The organism is Thiothrix unzii (genome assembly GCF_017901175.1).
GTDB classification, from domain to species: domain Bacteria; phylum Pseudomonadota; class Gammaproteobacteria; order Thiotrichales; family Thiotrichaceae; genus Thiothrix; species Thiothrix unzii.
The window spans coordinates 3123702-3137840 of sequence record NZ_CP072793.1 but is presented as its reverse complement, the minus strand read 5'-3'; the positions used below and the strand labels follow the sequence as shown (position 1 = coordinate 3137840).

Below are 14139 nucleotides of genomic sequence, written 5' to 3'. Positions count from 1 at the left end.
TCCTCTTAACCAATCCAGTTGTATTTTTTGCCGCCGTTACGGTAGGTCGTGTTGATCTGCATTAGCCCTTCCCGGATCGCACGACTAAAGAACCCTTTGCGCATTTGGTCGATACGTTTTAGGTCGTTGGTCTTGCTGCCGGTCATCACTGGCGCGATGTGCTTTTGAATCCATGCCCGTGACTCATTGACCGAAGCACGACACTCGCCCGCCTTCACTGCTGCTATCCATGCCGGATAAAGTGTTTCGGTGGTGGTGTGCGCTTTGGGTGCATCAGAAACCGCGTGCACGTGGTTTTCATCTGCTTTTTCCAAACCGCGTGCACGTGGTTCTACACGTGGTTTTTCGGCTGGTTGCTCAGATGGTTCTACACGTGGTTTTTCAGCCGGTGGGGTAGTGGTTGCATCTAGCGGCATATCCCGGTAATCGCTGGAACCGGTGCGCAATTCATCGCGGTAAGTGTGGCCCGGTACGGCTGGATTAGTGCGCTTGAAGTCCTCACGCGGAATCAATGCGTAGTCGTCCGCCGTCTTGCCTTTGCCGGTGGGGTATAGAATTTCCTGCGGATACTTGCGGCGGTTTTCAGCGTCCAGCCGTGCGCTGGATTGCGCGGTTTGTCCGTGCCGAATGAATCCGAAGTCTCCACCTTTCTTTTCGGGTTCCGGTTCTGGTTGAAACGCGTCCTGTAGGCGGTCTTTGAAATGCTCAATCTTGCCACTTTCGCGCATTTCCATTAGGTCGATAATTTCACCTTCCTTGAAGTCGGTCGCTTCAAACTGTTTGCCGGTCTGGTGGAAGTAATCGACTTTCAGCCGCTTGAAATTACCCTCTAGCCGGTCAATCTCTTGCTTCAATCGCCACTCGTTGTAAATCGTCAAAGAATGGCTAATCTCAAAGATCAAGGCGGCGATAAGCGCGGCGATTACCGCACCAGTGGCAATGGTCGAGCCGAACAGTTCAGCAAACGATTTAGCAATGGGCAGTGCGTGGGCTTCACGTTCCTTGTCGAGCGCGGATTGCTTGGCGGTAATGGCGGCGGTGTTGGCAGTAATCGCGGCTTGCCGGTCGGCTGCGGATTGCTCTTTCAGGCTGTTCACCTTGGCGGTGCTGTTGGCGCAATCCTTCACCTTGCCCTCGCTTAGTTTGCGTTGGCAGGCTACCAGCTTGAATTCAGCATCAGCGAGTAGGGAAGCGTAGGCACTTGTGTCGGTGCTAACCGTTGTCCCCATGATCGCCTTACCTGCATTCGAGTTTTCTACCGCTTGGTGGGCTTTTTCCTGTTGCTGGCTTGTCGCGCTGGTCATTTCAAAATAAATGCCCGATGCGATAAAGAACGCGATGATTGCGCCCATCCAACGCGGATCAATCCCGCGTTTACTGAGTGCCTTGTAACCAGAGTGCTTGCCCATTGCTAAAGCCGTGGGCAGTGCCACCAGAAACAAACCGATAACAATAATCGCAACGTAATTACCGGCATTCGCACCGAAGAATGCTTGCAACACCCACAAGGGTGCTCCGTACATTGCCGCCGCAAACATTAGGTAAATTATCCAAGTTGAAACGGTAAAGAACTGCTGCGCCCAGTGGGTCACTTTCAGGGCTTGGCGTTCATCGTGTGCGCTGCGCTGCAAATCCGTCATTTCTGAATGCAGGGCATAAGCGTTTGTCATTTTGTTGTCAGACATAGCACACCCCCTATTGAATCCAAAATGTTGAAAACGCACCAACCACAAACAACACCTTTAGCAGGCTGTTTTTGCGGGTCGCGAAACACAAAAAGCCATACGCCAGACACGCGGTAAAGCCGAACACGGGCATTACTGCGGTGAACAATGACGCGCTGCTAATGGCGTTGAAGAGGTGCGCAATAGCACACGCGGCGATAATTCCCAGTGCTAACAGGCCGTATGCGCCTTGCCTTGTTAGGGCGATGATGAAGGGGTGGTTCATGACTTACCCCCAACGGCTTCACGCAAATCACACGACATGACGGCTAATTGTGTAAGCGATTCGGCTTCATCGTCTGCGAGGTACACATTCAGATTGAAGTCACGGGTTTTGTGTTTGCACGTGTGGTCGTTCCAGCCGTCAAGGTATCCATAAGCGGATACTCCACGGACATGGGGTGCGATACTCACCCATACCATGATTGATTCGGTACTGAGTGCGAGAGCGTCACGCATTACAGCGAGAATGGCGCGTTGTTCGGCTTCGGTGTAAAGAGGTTTCATGCTGAAGCCCTCCCGATTAACCCATTAAAGGTCACGCGCCCGTGTTGGGTAATGCGGGTGTAACCGTTGGGCAAACGCTCCACGCTGTAAATTGTGCGCGGTGGGCAAGCGGTCGGTTTGATTTCTGTTACAGATTTCAACTCAGCCGGTGGGGTGGATACGGTTGTATCCGGTGTGCCTGCAAAGAGGTCGATTTGATCAAGTTCGCGGCTCATGGCTTCACCTCGCGCAATGTCGGCTTGTGGTTGAACACCGTGCGGTTAATCCAACGCGCCCACATGCTGTTTAGGAGGATTTGACGGTGTGCAGGCTTGGCACGTTGCAGGTGAGCGTCAATAACGGCTTGTGCCATTTTCAGACGTTGTTCAAAGGGTAGGGTGTTGGTGATCATGCCTCTTCCCCCTTTGAATTTGCGCGGAAAACCGCATTAACTTGTTGAAACGCTTCGATTGCGCCGGGTGGTAAGTTTTTGCGCCATTCTTTCCGGGCTTCGATTTCCTCCATTGCTTTTTGGGCTTCGATTTTGGTTAACCATTCTTCGTAAAGAACAGTTTCCAGTGCTTTAGCCGGTGCTATGGCTTCCCATGTGCGTTCTGACAGTGAATCCAGTACGTTGGTGGTATGAACCAACTCAAGCGCGTTTACTAACTGCATGGAATCGACACAAACCCGTAACAGGTTGTGAATGGCTTCCAGTTCTTCGCGCAAGTGTTCCGCGTCGCGGTGGTGGCATGGTGGGTATTGTTTCGCGCTCATGCTGCACCTCCCACGCGGGTAGCGGTGCGAATGGTGACGGCTTGCGGGTAGTGGTTCCCGTGTTGGACGGCATGGCCTGCAATTTCAACTTGCAAGCCTTGGCAGTGCAGGAAGTTCGCCAGATGTTCGCCGAGAATCGCGCTATCCGCACCGGGTTTGATACCTGTAACAGTAATCAAGATGTCAGATTCATAGGTCTTGTTTGTGCCGTTAGGCGTTGTGATAACATTAGCTTTCATTTGCTGAGTTCTCTTAACTTCGTTCAGTAAATGGGCTGTTTGGGTGTTAGTTGCACCTTGCAGCCCGGATAAGCCCCGCTTCATGCGGGGTTTGTTCGTTATGGCTTACGCCGCCTGTTTCTGTTCTTCTGCCTCCTTTGCTTTCCTCAGTACACGGTTAATTTCCGCATTTAGTGACCTGTCGCCCGCTTTTGCTTGGCTCTTAACCCATGCCTCTATTTCTGGGTCAAGACGTACTGAACGCGGTGCTTGTCTTTTCTGTTCCAAACTCATTTTGTACTCCTAGGTAATTTTTTGTAGTACCAAACATAGCATACGATAAATGGTAATACAATGTACTCCAAACGATTACTTGAATACTTTGTACTACCATTGGAAGATTGGAAACTATGAATACAGATAATCGACCACCGCCGTACTCGATGCGGCTTGATCCAGACTTACGCGCAAAGTTAGAAGCCATAGCTAAGGCTAACGGTCGTTCACTCCATGCTGAAATTTCGATACGGCTTGAGGCTTCTTTGCTGACAGAGAACACCACGCAAGCTGGTAATAAGTTTTGGTACTTTGAGGATGTGCCGCCCGGTGTGCTGGAAGTATTAAAAGAAGATATGCGCCGCGTTGCTCTTGAAGTGGTTCGGGAAGAACTCACCAAAGCGGGTAAGTAGGGGTTTTTAGGCAAAGCGTTGCTATTCATGTAAGCCCTGCATCATTAACCAAAAATAAACACCACTCATGCGCTAGGCTTGACCGATAGTAACCGGGTGACAATCGCGCCCGCTGTTCGATACGGGGTCTGTGTTGCTTCATGGTTGCGTAGGTTTTTATCCAGAATTGTTTAAAGTTTCGGTTCATGGGGTTGTCTGATTTAATTAATCTATCTGAAAAATATAAGGCGGGTGTCCTAACACACTGTTTTAAAGCGGCTTTATGCTACGTGTTGGCGGTAATCACAGATCGCAAGTAAAACGGCTGTTTAGTATTCAGTGTGGGACACCCTAAAACTCAGTTACTGATTTAACTTGATACGCACCAACCAACGGGAGTGGTGACGTGATCTTCTTTGAACTTGTCAAGATTGGCTTTTTCGTAACGAATAAAACGGCGTTTTCTGACGTATCCATCTTTGTTCGGGGTGTCGTCGCGCAAAATTTCAAGCCGTGGTATGGGTAAATCCCTAATGGTGCGTTTAGATACCCCTAAATACCGTGCGGCGGCGGTCTCGCTGTAGTTCACTTTTCCTGATACTGCATTATCTGCATTCATCGTTGTTGTCCTCTTTGCTTTTCAAGTCGTTCTATCGCCTTGCGGATACTGGCAAGCGGTCTTAATCGGTTGGATTCGGTGTAGTGTTGAATAGCGGTGTCGCTGTCAGTGCTGGCAACTGCCATTGCATAGGCGCGGTGAAGTTTGGCGTTGATGTGGTCGGTGATGTCGTGTTGCTTCACTAATTCCATCAAGTGCAATAAGTGGTTGGCTGCGTTGTGTGGGGTTTGGCTTTTTAACACCGTATCGGCGAGCGTTTCCGCCAAGGTTTCAGCGAGGTTGCGCTTGAATCCTGCGGGGCTTGGGGTGTGGCGGTAGCCGTCCGGTTTGGGGAGATAACGCCCTAATGCAAATTCAGCCAACAACAACCCGTTGCTGATTTCCCCAATGTCGAAACACCAGATACAAACCCGCGTGATAATACTGTCGGGCTTGGTGGTGTTGCGGCTGATTACCGCACTACAGTAACCCCAGTAATGCGGGAGGATGCTGTGTTTCATCTGGTTGGCACGGTCACGGCTGCGGATGCTGGCAAGCCGCCTTACATCGTCGTCTAGCCGGATATGCATTAGGCGGTAGTCATTACCCGCCGCGTGTTCCGCACTAACAGCTGCAACAATGGGCGCATCGTGAGTGGCTTGCTCACGCTGCACTTGCAGTTGCACGTCATGTTGTTGGCGGTGTTGCGCGGCGGGTGACAACATGGTTACACCCAATTACCAGCGGCGTTTTTGAGCTTGACCGCACCGGCACGGATGCCGCCAAACTTGCCATAATCTTCCACCACATAAGCGTCGTTACTGGATAGGTATTCTTCCACACGGTCGCGCTTGGGGTTGTCGATGATGGCGCGGCGGACTGCACCTGATTGAAAGTAAATACTCAAATTGTCGTAACTGGTGACGACCGCACCGCGCTCAGGGAAAAACGGGACGGTGATGGTTGGCAATCCTGCAACGGCTTGGCGTGCAAACCAGACTTGTAGGGCGTTGCGTTCGGTAGCAGGTCGGTTTTCTGCGTAAAGTTCTAAACCGTGTTTTACCCACAGTTCACGCCCCAAAATTAATACGAGGTCATCACTTCCCGTATTCCACGGGTCGAGTAAGTTGCTCATCATGTCAAACACGAGCGCGTCCAGCGTTGGGTATTGTCCACCTTCACCAACGTTGTAGGTGTCGGTGGTTTCTTGCCCGGTTGAGTCGTAACCCATCATGCGTGCTGGGGCATTGCGGCGGACTTTTTCTAACCATCCAATGTTCACGTCTTGCAGCAGCGGACTTGTCGCGCGGTCGGTTTCAGCGGCTGCACTTGTGCCGTTCCAGCCAATTAAGATGCGGTCTAATGCCATGCGCTTCATGACGTGCTTACGATAACGCTTGTTAAAGTCCGCAAACGCTGCCCATGCGTCCATCATGCGGTAACTGAGGTGAGTGTCGAAATTGGTTTGCATGGCTTCGTAAGGGTCGGGAACTAACGAGCCAACGTAGGCGGTTTCGCGCTCTTTGGTGTCGGTGTTGGTGCGGCTGCCAATTGGTGAGCCTACCCCTAAACCGAGCTTTTGGCCTTTTTGCTCCGTGACACCGATGATATTGATGCTTTTCAGAAAATCAGAACTTTCGCCCATTTGATCAACAAGGCGTTGTTCAACGGCTGGGGTGACAGTGAACTTTTCGGTTACGTCCATGACACCATTGGTCTGTGCTGCATCTAATTTCAGTTGATTGAATTTTTCGCGGGTTTGTTTTTTCATGAGATTGTTCCTAAGAGTTGTTTAGTAGCCGATACGGTTGTTTTCGAGTGAACGACCGCCCAATTCGCGGCGGACTGGTGTTACGTCTTCTGCCATGAAGTCCTCAAATTTTTGGAATTTGGCGGTGAGTTCTGCAAAGTCGTTTCTGAGCTTGTCCAGATCAGAATGTGCTGCGAATTGGTGCGGCGGGTTGGTTGGGTCGGGTTCGGTCTTACCTTTCCACGGGTCGGGGTTGGCAGTGAGCTTTTCCAGCATAGAGCGGATGGCGGTTAAGTCATCTTGTTGGTTTTCGCAGTTTCCAAACTCACACACCAACGGCGCGGAAAACACATTTTCAGGGCGGTTGGTGGTGCTGAATTTCATAATTCCAGTACCGATCGAGGCGGGAGAATCCGTTACACCTAAGCCCATAAGATACGCGCCGCCAGTGGTCGGGAATTCCGGGTGCATTTCGATAGAAAGGTGGGTCTTTTGCCCATTGCGTACCATTGCAATGAGTTCGGGTGACGGGGTGAGTTTCACGAATAAAGCCAGCTTTCCTTTTAATTCGCCGCTCTTGATCGTGTCAGCCTTCACCCCGCTAACAGTTCCCAATGCTTTGAAAACACTATCAGGTAGTGTTCCGCGCAAATGTTCCAGCCAGATTTTTGCAGCGTAAACTTGCGGGTTGTAGCTGTCCGCCATTTGCTGCACTTGTTCTTTGCTGATACCCCGCCCGTCTGCGGTTTCGCCTTCAACGGCGGCAATAATCCAATCTGTTTCAAACATGACGATTCGTCCTCTTTTGTAAAGGTTCATCATTAGCTTTTTTGTACCGATAGGACACCGTAGGGCATCCAGCTAGAGGCGCGGCTGGATGAATGCCTTAGAAGTTGCGTCCAAGGGCGGTGGGGCTGCAAAAAATAACCGCCCTAAAATTACGAGGCATTTTTTATGATCTGGAATCGCTGCAAGTGGCGCGGTGTATAAGGTTTGGCGGGTGTGATGGTGCGTTCAGATGTTCAAATTCGTTAAAAAACTGGAATGTTTTTTACATGACTTATCCACAGATCAAGCAAAAAGGCGTTTATCTGGCGTTCAGGTTGTGAGGCACAAAAAAGCCGCAACGTGTGCGGCTCTTTTTGTCGTTCATTTTCGCGCCTAAGCGGTTAAGCTGCTGCGCTCAGAATTTGGCGTGACAGTAAAGCGGAATCCAAGGCCGCGCATTATCAGAGATAGTGTGTCGTAATGCGGGTTGCCCTGTTCTGATAGCGTTTTATATAAGCTTTCACGGTTCAGCCCTGTAATATCTGCGAGTTTCGCTATACCGCCTTTAGCCATCGCGACATTACGCATTGCCAGCAGCAGGACGCTATTGTCTCCATCTTCAACGGCTGCATTCAGGTATTCGATAATGTCTTCATCGGTTTTCAGGTAGTCACTGCTACTGTAAGGAACTGTTGTCATTTTTCCACCTTGTAATCCTTCCAATATTTAATGGCTTGTTTGATGTCGGCTTGCTGGCTGCCCTTGTCACCACCACAAAGGAGAATAACAAGCTCCTGCCCGTTCCGTCCGTAGTAGATGCGATAGCCTGCGCCAACATCAACACGCAATTCACACACACCATCACCCACGGGCTTCCAGTCTCCAAACAATCCCAACGTCAAGCGGTCGATGCGTATTTGAATACGCGCCCGCGCCCGACTGTCACGAACACTTGAAAGCCAATCATCCAGCGGTATGTTCCCTTGTGGGGTTTGGTACTTGGTTATTTCCATCGACTCAGTGTAGCTCTTAGGCTACAAATGCGCAAATACACATGCTATCAATCCATTGGGGTGTTGAATGCCTGCTTTGTGTGTTGCTTAAAAACCAATCTAAAAATAGCAGGAATAGCAAGAATAGCAGTAGCAAACGCTGCTACATGAAAATGAAGGGTTAGTAAGATATATAAATAATTGATTTATATAATAATGATTAATTATTAATCTATTCTTCTTTTTCAATATTGATTAAGAATTAGGCCAAAAATAGCAAGAATAGCAGGAATAGCAAAAAATCAGAGGAGAAATAGCAAAGTATGCAGGGTGTCAGCAGTAGCAACACGGGCAAAAATAGCAAGTTATCCAACCCCCAACGGTGAGGCACAAAAAAGCCGCAACGGGTGCGGCCTTGGTGGTGTGGTGGTGGCTATTCTGCCCGCCTGAACTCCACTACATTTCCCAATAGTTCGCCGGTCACGATCTCAGTTAACCGCCGTTCCCATGCCTCTTGTGCTTGTTGGCGTTCCTTAGCGTAAGAATGGCGGTCATAAATGCCGCCTATGCTGCTGTCTGCGTGATTGGTAACAAGGTTTTGAATGAATCGGCTGAACCCCAACGCGCCTAACCCGGTGGTGAACGTCCGCCGTAGGTCGTGCGGGGTTGGCCTGCCCTCTGGGTTGTCATCCCATTGAACTGACCATTTCCCGATACTTTGCGCTAGGGTCTTGTTGTCCTTCATTTTGCCGCTGCTATCAATGAACAGATAACCTTTGCGCCCAAACATCCGCGCTTCTTCGATGATCTGTAACGCCATTGGGGTGAGGAATACATCGTGTGATTTGTCGGTCTTGGTGTCGGGTATGTGCCAGATATTGCCGGTTATCTGCTTTTCCTTCATTTGGCATATTTCGCCCGGTCGTTGCCCAGTGACAAGGATAAGACGCAATGCAAGGCGCGTAGACGGGTCAAGCCGACTGGTGGTCGAGTTGGTGTATTCCCATAGCAATCTGATTTCACGTTCACTAAGAACCCGTTCCCTGTCTTTGGTCTTGGTCTTCTTGATGCCGGTCACGGGGTTATATTCGAGTAATGCCCGCTCTATGGCAAAGTTAAACATCTTGGAAAGCACGGCTATTACCATGTTTCGGGCAACCATTACCCCCGCGTCCTGTTTGCGGTCAAGTAAACCAATGATGTGTTTACGCTCCACCTTGTCGAGCGGCATATTCCCCACTATCGGCAACACATCCACATTCAGGATACGTTTGTATTCCGTGCCGCTTTTCTTACCCTTCATGTGACGACTTATGAAGGTGTCGGCAAACTCTGAAACCGTGGGCATGGTGGCGATATGGTGCGTTTTCAGGTCACGTTCTATTGCAGGATCAGTGCCCGCCTTCATTTCTGCCCGTTGGGTTGCACATATTGCGCGTGCATTGGCTAAAGCTTCGCTGATTTGCCGTTCAGTGTTGGATTTTGAGAGGGTAATATTCTCGAAGGTATAAACGCGCCTCACGCCGTTGATTTTGTAGCGGTGTATGAATGTAGCGTTTCCCGTGGGTTGGATGCGTAAGTAAAGCCCTTGGCACGTTGAATCCTTAACTTCTACGTGCGAATGCAAGGGTGGTATGCTTAGCGCGGATTTAATGCCTTTGTGGTTGGTGTAGGTGTTCATCAGGTGTCCTTTCAGGTGTCCTTTTTGCATGATAAACCATGCTACAGACTAGAACAGTATGCGACAAGGACAGGCCAGACACTAAGCAGGGCAAAGGGTTGGTGATATTTGGTGATTTTCGCTAAAACAGGTGTGAAGGTAACTTTTAATTAGGTGGTCGTGCGTTCGAGTCGCACATGTCCCACCATACAAATGAAAGGGTTACATTCAAACGGATGTAGCCCTTTTTTGTTTCTGGGTTTCCTGCTGTTGGCGTGCATCCAACAATCGCTGAGTAACGTATAAACACGTAAAGGAGCATCATGGAACCACTCAACGAATTGCTGATTCATAGCGGTCAACGCGATGCTGCCGCATTCCGGCAACTTTACCAAGCCGCGTCCCCGCGTCTGTTTGCCTTGTGTAAACGTTTGTTGCGTGACGAAGCTCTCGCTGAAGATGTCTTGCAGGAAGGATTTGTCAAAATCTGGAATCATGCGGGGCAATTTGCCGCCAGCAAAGCCAGTGCGATGACCTGGATGACCACCATTGTGCGCAATCAGGCACTCGACAAACTCCGTCAAGCGCAAAGCCGACCCCAAGTGGTTGATGATCTGGACTACGAAACCCTAGCGTTTGTTTCACTCGAACCGCAACCGGATGCGTTGCAGCAAATGGGCGAAGATGCTCAGCGTTTGATGTTTTGCATCGGGCGGCTCAAACCGGAGCAACGTGAATGTATCCTGCAAGCCTTTTATCACGGGCAAACGCATGAGGAGCTTGCGCAGACACTGGCAAAGCCGTTAGGGACAGTGAAAGCATGGATACGTCGTGGATTGGAACAATTGAAGGGGTGCTTACAATGAAGCGTTACCAAAACCCGGACATTTTTGAATATTTGGCGATGTCTTACGCGCTAGGCACATTGCAGGGCAAGGCACGCCTGCGCTTTGAAACGCTCATGAGTAAACACCGCTATTTGCGGGCAGTGACCGACGCTTACCAGCAACAGTTCGCACCTCTAGTCACTTTATTACCAGAACAACAGCCACCAGCACGGGTGTGGAATGCGATCAGTAAAGAGCTGAACTTAGGCAAAGCCGCTTCTCCGCAAAAAAGTTGGCTGACCGGTTTGTGGCATTATTTACCCGTCGCTGCGTTTGCCTCAATTGCCGCATCCGCTGTGACGGTGTTGCTGTTAAATACCGGCAATCAGCCTAATGCGTACATGGCGAGTATGAAATCCCCGGTGCAACACGACAAAATGATGGTGGCAATGGTTTACCATGAAACCATGGAAATCGCTTTCGACATGCCAGTCGGAGCATTACCCGCTGATAGTGGGATGATGCCGACCTTTTGGTGTATTCCTAAAAATAAAGCGATGCCTCCGATGCGCATGGGAACGTTGACAGCAGGCGGGGCAATGCGAATGCCGATTGATAAGAAAGCGTGGAAAGACTTAGCGGATATTGATGCGTTTGCAATCAGTTTAGAACCGATGGATCAGCCAGCACGCGACATACCGCAGGGGAAAATTATTTACACAGGTGAATTGGCGGCACTGTAGATGGTTGACTACCCGCGGTGCAGTCAGTAGGCTTGCCCGTCTTACGCGCCTACCTTAAAGGAATTCCATGAGCGATTTACCAGCCTGCCCCCAATGCGGTTCGACTTACACCTACGAAGACGGTGAGATGTACGTTTGCCCGGAATGCGCCTACGAGTGGTCAAAAACGGCGGCAACAAGCACCGACGATGAGCGCGTGATTAAGGATTCCAACGGTAATGTGTTGCAGGACGGCGATACCGTGACGGTGATTAAAGACCTGAAATTGAAAGGTTCGTCACTGGTGGTCAAGGTCGGAACGAAGGTGAAAAACATCCGTTTAGTTGACGGCGATCACGACATTGATTGCAAAATTGACGGTATCGGCGCGATGAGCCTCAAGTCCGAGTTTGTGAAAAAGGTGTAAATTGCAGCGGTATGTCTCGCGCCCGCCATTCGTAGTGCGTGCCATCACCGCCGCCACAGCTTTTCCCCCCGCAACCGCCTGAACCGCAGGCGGCGTTTACTGCCCGCACTTTGCCGCGTTGTTGCCAGTAATCCAGCGCGAAACGTGCGGTATCCGGGGCAATGTCGAAATGGGTTGCGACATCGCTGAGACTGGCACTACCGCGTTGTTGCAAGTAATTGCGGATTTCCCCCAATAACATGCTGTTGCCTCCCCGCCCGATAAAAAGCGTAAACCACGCCACTTAGGGTTCCAAAGATACCCGTTGCCCACAATAGCGAAGCCAGCGGATGTTGCGCGAGCGTTGCCATTTGGTAAAACAATACCGCTGCGGCGTAACCCAGGCCGGTACTCCACGCCACCCCCAGCATTGCCCAACGCGCCCCGACTTCGCGATACATCGCGCCGGTCGCCGCTACGCACGGGAAATACATCAAAATAAACAGCAAGTAAGCAAATGCCCCGATTTTGCCATCAAACCGCTGTTGCATCGCGCTAAACGTGGCACTGTTCACTTCCTGCGTTTCATTCACTGTCCCAAACCCCAGCGGATCACTCAAACTACCCAGCGCATCACTGACATTGACGGGAATGGTCGCCACAGCCGCTTGTAGACCCGCCACTAAATCAAACGCGGTATCTGTTGCAGGTTCGCTCTGTGTTGCGCCGCCAGTCGTTTCCATCTGTCCGTAAAGTGCATCTAATGTACCGACGACGACCTCTTTAGCCAGTAAACCGCTGACAATACCCACCGTTGCAGGCCAGTTTTCCTGGGTAATCCCCATTGGCGCGAATACCGGCGTTACGGTTTTAGCCGTGGCACTCAGCAGCGATTTTTCGGTATTTTGATTACCAAAACTGCCATCCGTACCGAGACTGTTGGCAATATTAATCACCATCACCACCAGCACAATGATTTTACCCGCCCCCACGATAAAGCCCTTCAGCTTACCCCAAGTATTCAGCAGAATGTTGTAGATACTGGGCAATTGGTAGGTCGGCATTTCCATCACGAAATGATCCGCGCCACCTTGCAGCAAGGTCTTACGCATGATTAACCCGGTCAAAATGGCGAAAGCAATCCCGACCAGATACAGCAAAAACACGATGTTTTGCCCGCCTTGCTGGAAAAAAGCCGAAGCAAACAGCGCGTAAACCGCCAATCGCGCCCCGCACGACATAAACGGAGCCATTAACACCGTTAAAATGCGTTCGCGCTGACTATCCAGTGTGCGAGCTGCCATAATTGCCGGAACATTGCAGCCAAAACCCACAATCAACGGCACAAACGCTTTCCCAGAAACCCCCAATTTGCGCATGAACTGATCCATGACAAAGGCGGCACGCGCCATGTAACCGGATTCTTCCAATAACGTCAGAAACAAATACAACGCCGCAATTACCGGAATAAACGTCGCCACCACCTGAATGCCGCCGCCCAAGCCCTCCGCCAGCAAGGTAATCAGCCATTCCGGGAATGCCCACTGGGTCAACAGGTGACGTACCCCGTCCACCGCAATCGCTTGCACCCCAAGGTCAAAAAAGTCGATGAATGCCCCGCCAAGATTTATGCTGAACAAAAACAGCAAATACATAATGGCAAGAAAAATTGGTACGCCCGTCCAACTGCCCAATACCCAGCGATCCAGTTTATCCGACACTGTGCGGCTGACTTTACCGCGCTCTTGCACCACACTTTGGGCAATGCGTGTGGCTAAATCAAAGCGTGCATCCGCTAATAAAAAGTCTAATTCCTCGCCGCTGGCGGCTTCAATGGTGCGGTGTGTTGCAGCAATTCCCGGCTCTTGTTGGCAAGTTTGCAGCGCGAACAAGGCATCGCCCCGGCTAATGCTGGCATCGGTTGCCTGCAATTGGGTAATGGCTTGCTCGACACTGGCGTGGTACGGAATATCAAAATGCACCGTGGAAGTGCTGGGCTGGTAATGGCAAATGGCGTGATGTACCGGCGCGAGGTCTTTATCCTGCCGCAGCGATACCGGAATGACTGGGCAACCGAGGCGTTCATGCAATGCCTCGATATTAATGTTCATGCCGCGTCGTTGCGCCACATCCATCATGTTTAACAGCACGATCATTGGCACGTTTAGCTCGCGCAATTGTAACGTCAGGTATAAACCGCGCTCCAAAGTGCTGGCATCGACAATGTTTAAATACAAATGATCCGGGTGTTGTTGCACGAACATTCGCGCCACTTGTTCGTCGGTGGAGGCATCGCTGAAATCCAGCGAATACGTGCCGGGTAAATCCACCACATGCAAGTCTTCATTGAGTAACCGGCACTGGCCTTCTTTGCGTTCTACCGTGACTCCCGGCCAATTGCCGGTGCGTTGGCGTGCGCCCGTCAGCAAATTGAACAGGGTGGTTTTGCCCGCATTCGGGTTGCCCAGCAAGGCAATTTCGCGTGGCAATAAGGCTTTGGGGCAACGTCGTTCGGTGGCGTTACAGCATTCCTTCGACATGGT

The 14139-nt window shown here is 50.7% G+C and carries 21 protein-coding genes; 4 read left to right on the top strand and 17 right to left on the bottom strand.

Annotated elements, in window-relative coordinates; all coding sequences use genetic code 11:
* Positions 1 to 5 precede the first annotated feature (5 nt).
* The 8 genes from J9260_RS15705 to J9260_RS15670 form a co-directional block, all read right to left on the bottom strand.
* The gene (locus J9260_RS15705) at positions 6 to 1685 is read right to left on the bottom strand and encodes an ABC transporter permease (protein ID WP_210218657.1); all 1680 of its coding nucleotides are present in this window, start codon (positions 1683 to 1685) and stop codon (positions 6 to 8) included.
* A gap of 10 nt (positions 1686 to 1695) precedes the next feature.
* Complete coding sequence (locus tag J9260_RS15700) at positions 1696 to 1950, bottom strand: hypothetical protein (RefSeq protein ID WP_210218656.1); 255 nt, start codon at positions 1948 to 1950, stop codon at positions 1696 to 1698.
* Positions 1947 to 2231 carry a hypothetical protein gene (locus J9260_RS15695; RefSeq protein ID WP_210218655.1) on the bottom strand — a complete coding sequence of 95 codons (285 nt, stop codon included), beginning with the start codon at positions 2229 to 2231 and terminating at the stop codon, positions 1947 to 1949. The genes J9260_RS15700 and J9260_RS15695 overlap by 4 nt, the downstream gene beginning before the upstream one ends.
* A complete protein-coding gene (locus tag J9260_RS15690; protein WP_210218221.1) occupies positions 2228 to 2446 on the bottom strand; it encodes a hypothetical protein in 219 nt (72 codons plus the stop codon). The genes J9260_RS15695 and J9260_RS15690 overlap by 4 nt, the downstream gene beginning before the upstream one ends.
* A complete protein-coding gene (locus J9260_RS15685) occupies positions 2443 to 2622 on the bottom strand; it encodes a hypothetical protein (protein ID WP_210218654.1) in 180 nt (59 codons plus the stop codon). Before J9260_RS15685 ends, J9260_RS15690 begins: the two co-directional genes overlap by 4 nt.
* Positions 2619 to 2987 carry a hypothetical protein gene (locus tag J9260_RS15680; RefSeq protein ID WP_210218653.1) on the bottom strand — a complete coding sequence of 123 codons (369 nt, stop codon included), beginning with the start codon at positions 2985 to 2987 and terminating at the stop codon, positions 2619 to 2621. The genes J9260_RS15685 and J9260_RS15680 overlap by 4 nt, the downstream gene beginning before the upstream one ends.
* Positions 2984 to 3226 (bottom strand): hypothetical protein, encoded by a 243-nt coding sequence (locus tag J9260_RS15675; protein ID WP_210218652.1) that lies wholly within the window; start codon positions 3224 to 3226, stop codon positions 2984 to 2986. The genes J9260_RS15680 and J9260_RS15675 overlap by 4 nt, the downstream gene beginning before the upstream one ends.
* A gap of 105 nt (positions 3227 to 3331) precedes the next feature.
* The gene (locus tag J9260_RS15670; RefSeq protein ID WP_210218651.1) at positions 3332 to 3499 is read right to left on the bottom strand and encodes a hypothetical protein; all 168 of its coding nucleotides are present in this window, start codon (positions 3497 to 3499) and stop codon (positions 3332 to 3334) included.
* A gap of 116 nt (positions 3500 to 3615) precedes the next feature.
* Between J9260_RS15670 and J9260_RS15665 the strand changes: the two genes are divergently transcribed.
* Positions 3616 to 3894, top strand: coding sequence for a TraY domain-containing protein (locus J9260_RS15665; RefSeq protein WP_210218650.1), 279 nt, complete (start codon positions 3616 to 3618; stop codon positions 3892 to 3894).
* Positions 3895 to 4243: 349 nt separating this feature from the next.
* On the opposite strand, the gene J9260_RS15660 is transcribed toward J9260_RS15665, so the two are convergent.
* The 7 genes from J9260_RS15660 to J9260_RS15630 all read right to left on the bottom strand — a co-directional run bounded on the left by J9260_RS15660 (position 4244) and on the right by J9260_RS15630 (position 9692).
* On the bottom strand, positions 4244 to 4492 hold the full coding sequence (locus J9260_RS15660) for a MerR family transcriptional regulator (RefSeq protein WP_210218649.1): 249 nt from the start codon (positions 4490 to 4492) through the stop codon (positions 4244 to 4246).
* Entirely contained in the window at positions 4489 to 5196 is a 708-nt protein-coding gene (gene gpM, locus J9260_RS15655) for a phage terminase small subunit (RefSeq protein WP_210218648.1), read from the bottom strand. Before gpM ends, J9260_RS15660 begins: the two co-directional genes overlap by 4 nt.
* 2 nt (positions 5197 to 5198) lie before the next feature.
* Complete coding sequence (locus tag J9260_RS15650) at positions 5199 to 6242, bottom strand: phage major capsid protein, P2 family (protein WP_210218647.1); 1044 nt, start codon at positions 6240 to 6242, stop codon at positions 5199 to 5201.
* 21 nt (positions 6243 to 6263) lie between these two features.
* The gene (locus J9260_RS15645; RefSeq protein ID WP_210218646.1) at positions 6264 to 7010 is read right to left on the bottom strand and encodes a GPO family capsid scaffolding protein; all 747 of its coding nucleotides are present in this window, start codon (positions 7008 to 7010) and stop codon (positions 6264 to 6266) included.
* Positions 7011 to 7382: 372 nt separating this feature from the next.
* On the bottom strand, positions 7383 to 7688 hold the full coding sequence (locus J9260_RS15640) for an addiction module antidote protein (RefSeq protein ID WP_210218645.1): 306 nt from the start codon (positions 7686 to 7688) through the stop codon (positions 7383 to 7385).
* Positions 7685 to 8002 (bottom strand): type II toxin-antitoxin system RelE/ParE family toxin, encoded by a 318-nt coding sequence (locus tag J9260_RS15635; protein WP_210218644.1) that lies wholly within the window; start codon positions 8000 to 8002, stop codon positions 7685 to 7687. The genes J9260_RS15640 and J9260_RS15635 overlap by 4 nt, the downstream gene beginning before the upstream one ends.
* A 412-nt stretch (positions 8003 to 8414) precedes the next feature.
* Entirely contained in the window at positions 8415 to 9692 is a 1278-nt protein-coding gene (locus tag J9260_RS15630; protein ID WP_210218643.1) for a tyrosine-type recombinase/integrase, read from the bottom strand.
* A gap of 272 nt (positions 9693 to 9964) precedes the next feature.
* Between J9260_RS15630 and J9260_RS15625 the strand changes: the two genes are divergently transcribed.
* The 3 genes from J9260_RS15625 (at position 9965) to J9260_RS15615 (ending at position 11617) form a co-directional block, all read left to right on the top strand.
* Positions 9965 to 10507 (top strand): RNA polymerase sigma factor, encoded by a 543-nt coding sequence (locus tag J9260_RS15625; RefSeq protein ID WP_210218642.1) that lies wholly within the window; start codon positions 9965 to 9967, stop codon positions 10505 to 10507.
* Positions 10504 to 11211 (top strand): anti-sigma factor, encoded by a 708-nt coding sequence (locus J9260_RS15620; RefSeq protein WP_210218641.1) that lies wholly within the window; start codon positions 10504 to 10506, stop codon positions 11209 to 11211. Before J9260_RS15625 ends, J9260_RS15620 begins: the two co-directional genes overlap by 4 nt.
* Positions 11212 to 11278: 67 nt before the next feature.
* On the top strand, positions 11279 to 11617 hold the full coding sequence (locus tag J9260_RS15615; RefSeq protein WP_210218640.1) for a zinc ribbon domain-containing protein YjdM: 339 nt from the start codon (positions 11279 to 11281) through the stop codon (positions 11615 to 11617).
* Here J9260_RS15615 and J9260_RS15610 read toward each other — a convergent pair.
* Positions 11589 to 11858 carry a FeoC-like transcriptional regulator gene (locus J9260_RS15610; RefSeq protein WP_210218639.1) on the bottom strand — a complete coding sequence of 90 codons (270 nt, stop codon included), beginning with the start codon at positions 11856 to 11858 and terminating at the stop codon, positions 11589 to 11591. The two genes, J9260_RS15615 and J9260_RS15610, sit on opposite strands and share 29 nt — an antisense overlap.
* Positions 11815 to 14136 (bottom strand): Fe(2+) transporter permease subunit FeoB, encoded by a 2322-nt coding sequence (gene feoB, locus J9260_RS15605; protein WP_210218638.1) that lies wholly within the window; start codon positions 14134 to 14136, stop codon positions 11815 to 11817. Before feoB ends, J9260_RS15610 begins: the two co-directional genes overlap by 44 nt.
* Positions 14137 to 14139 lie beyond the last annotated feature (3 nt).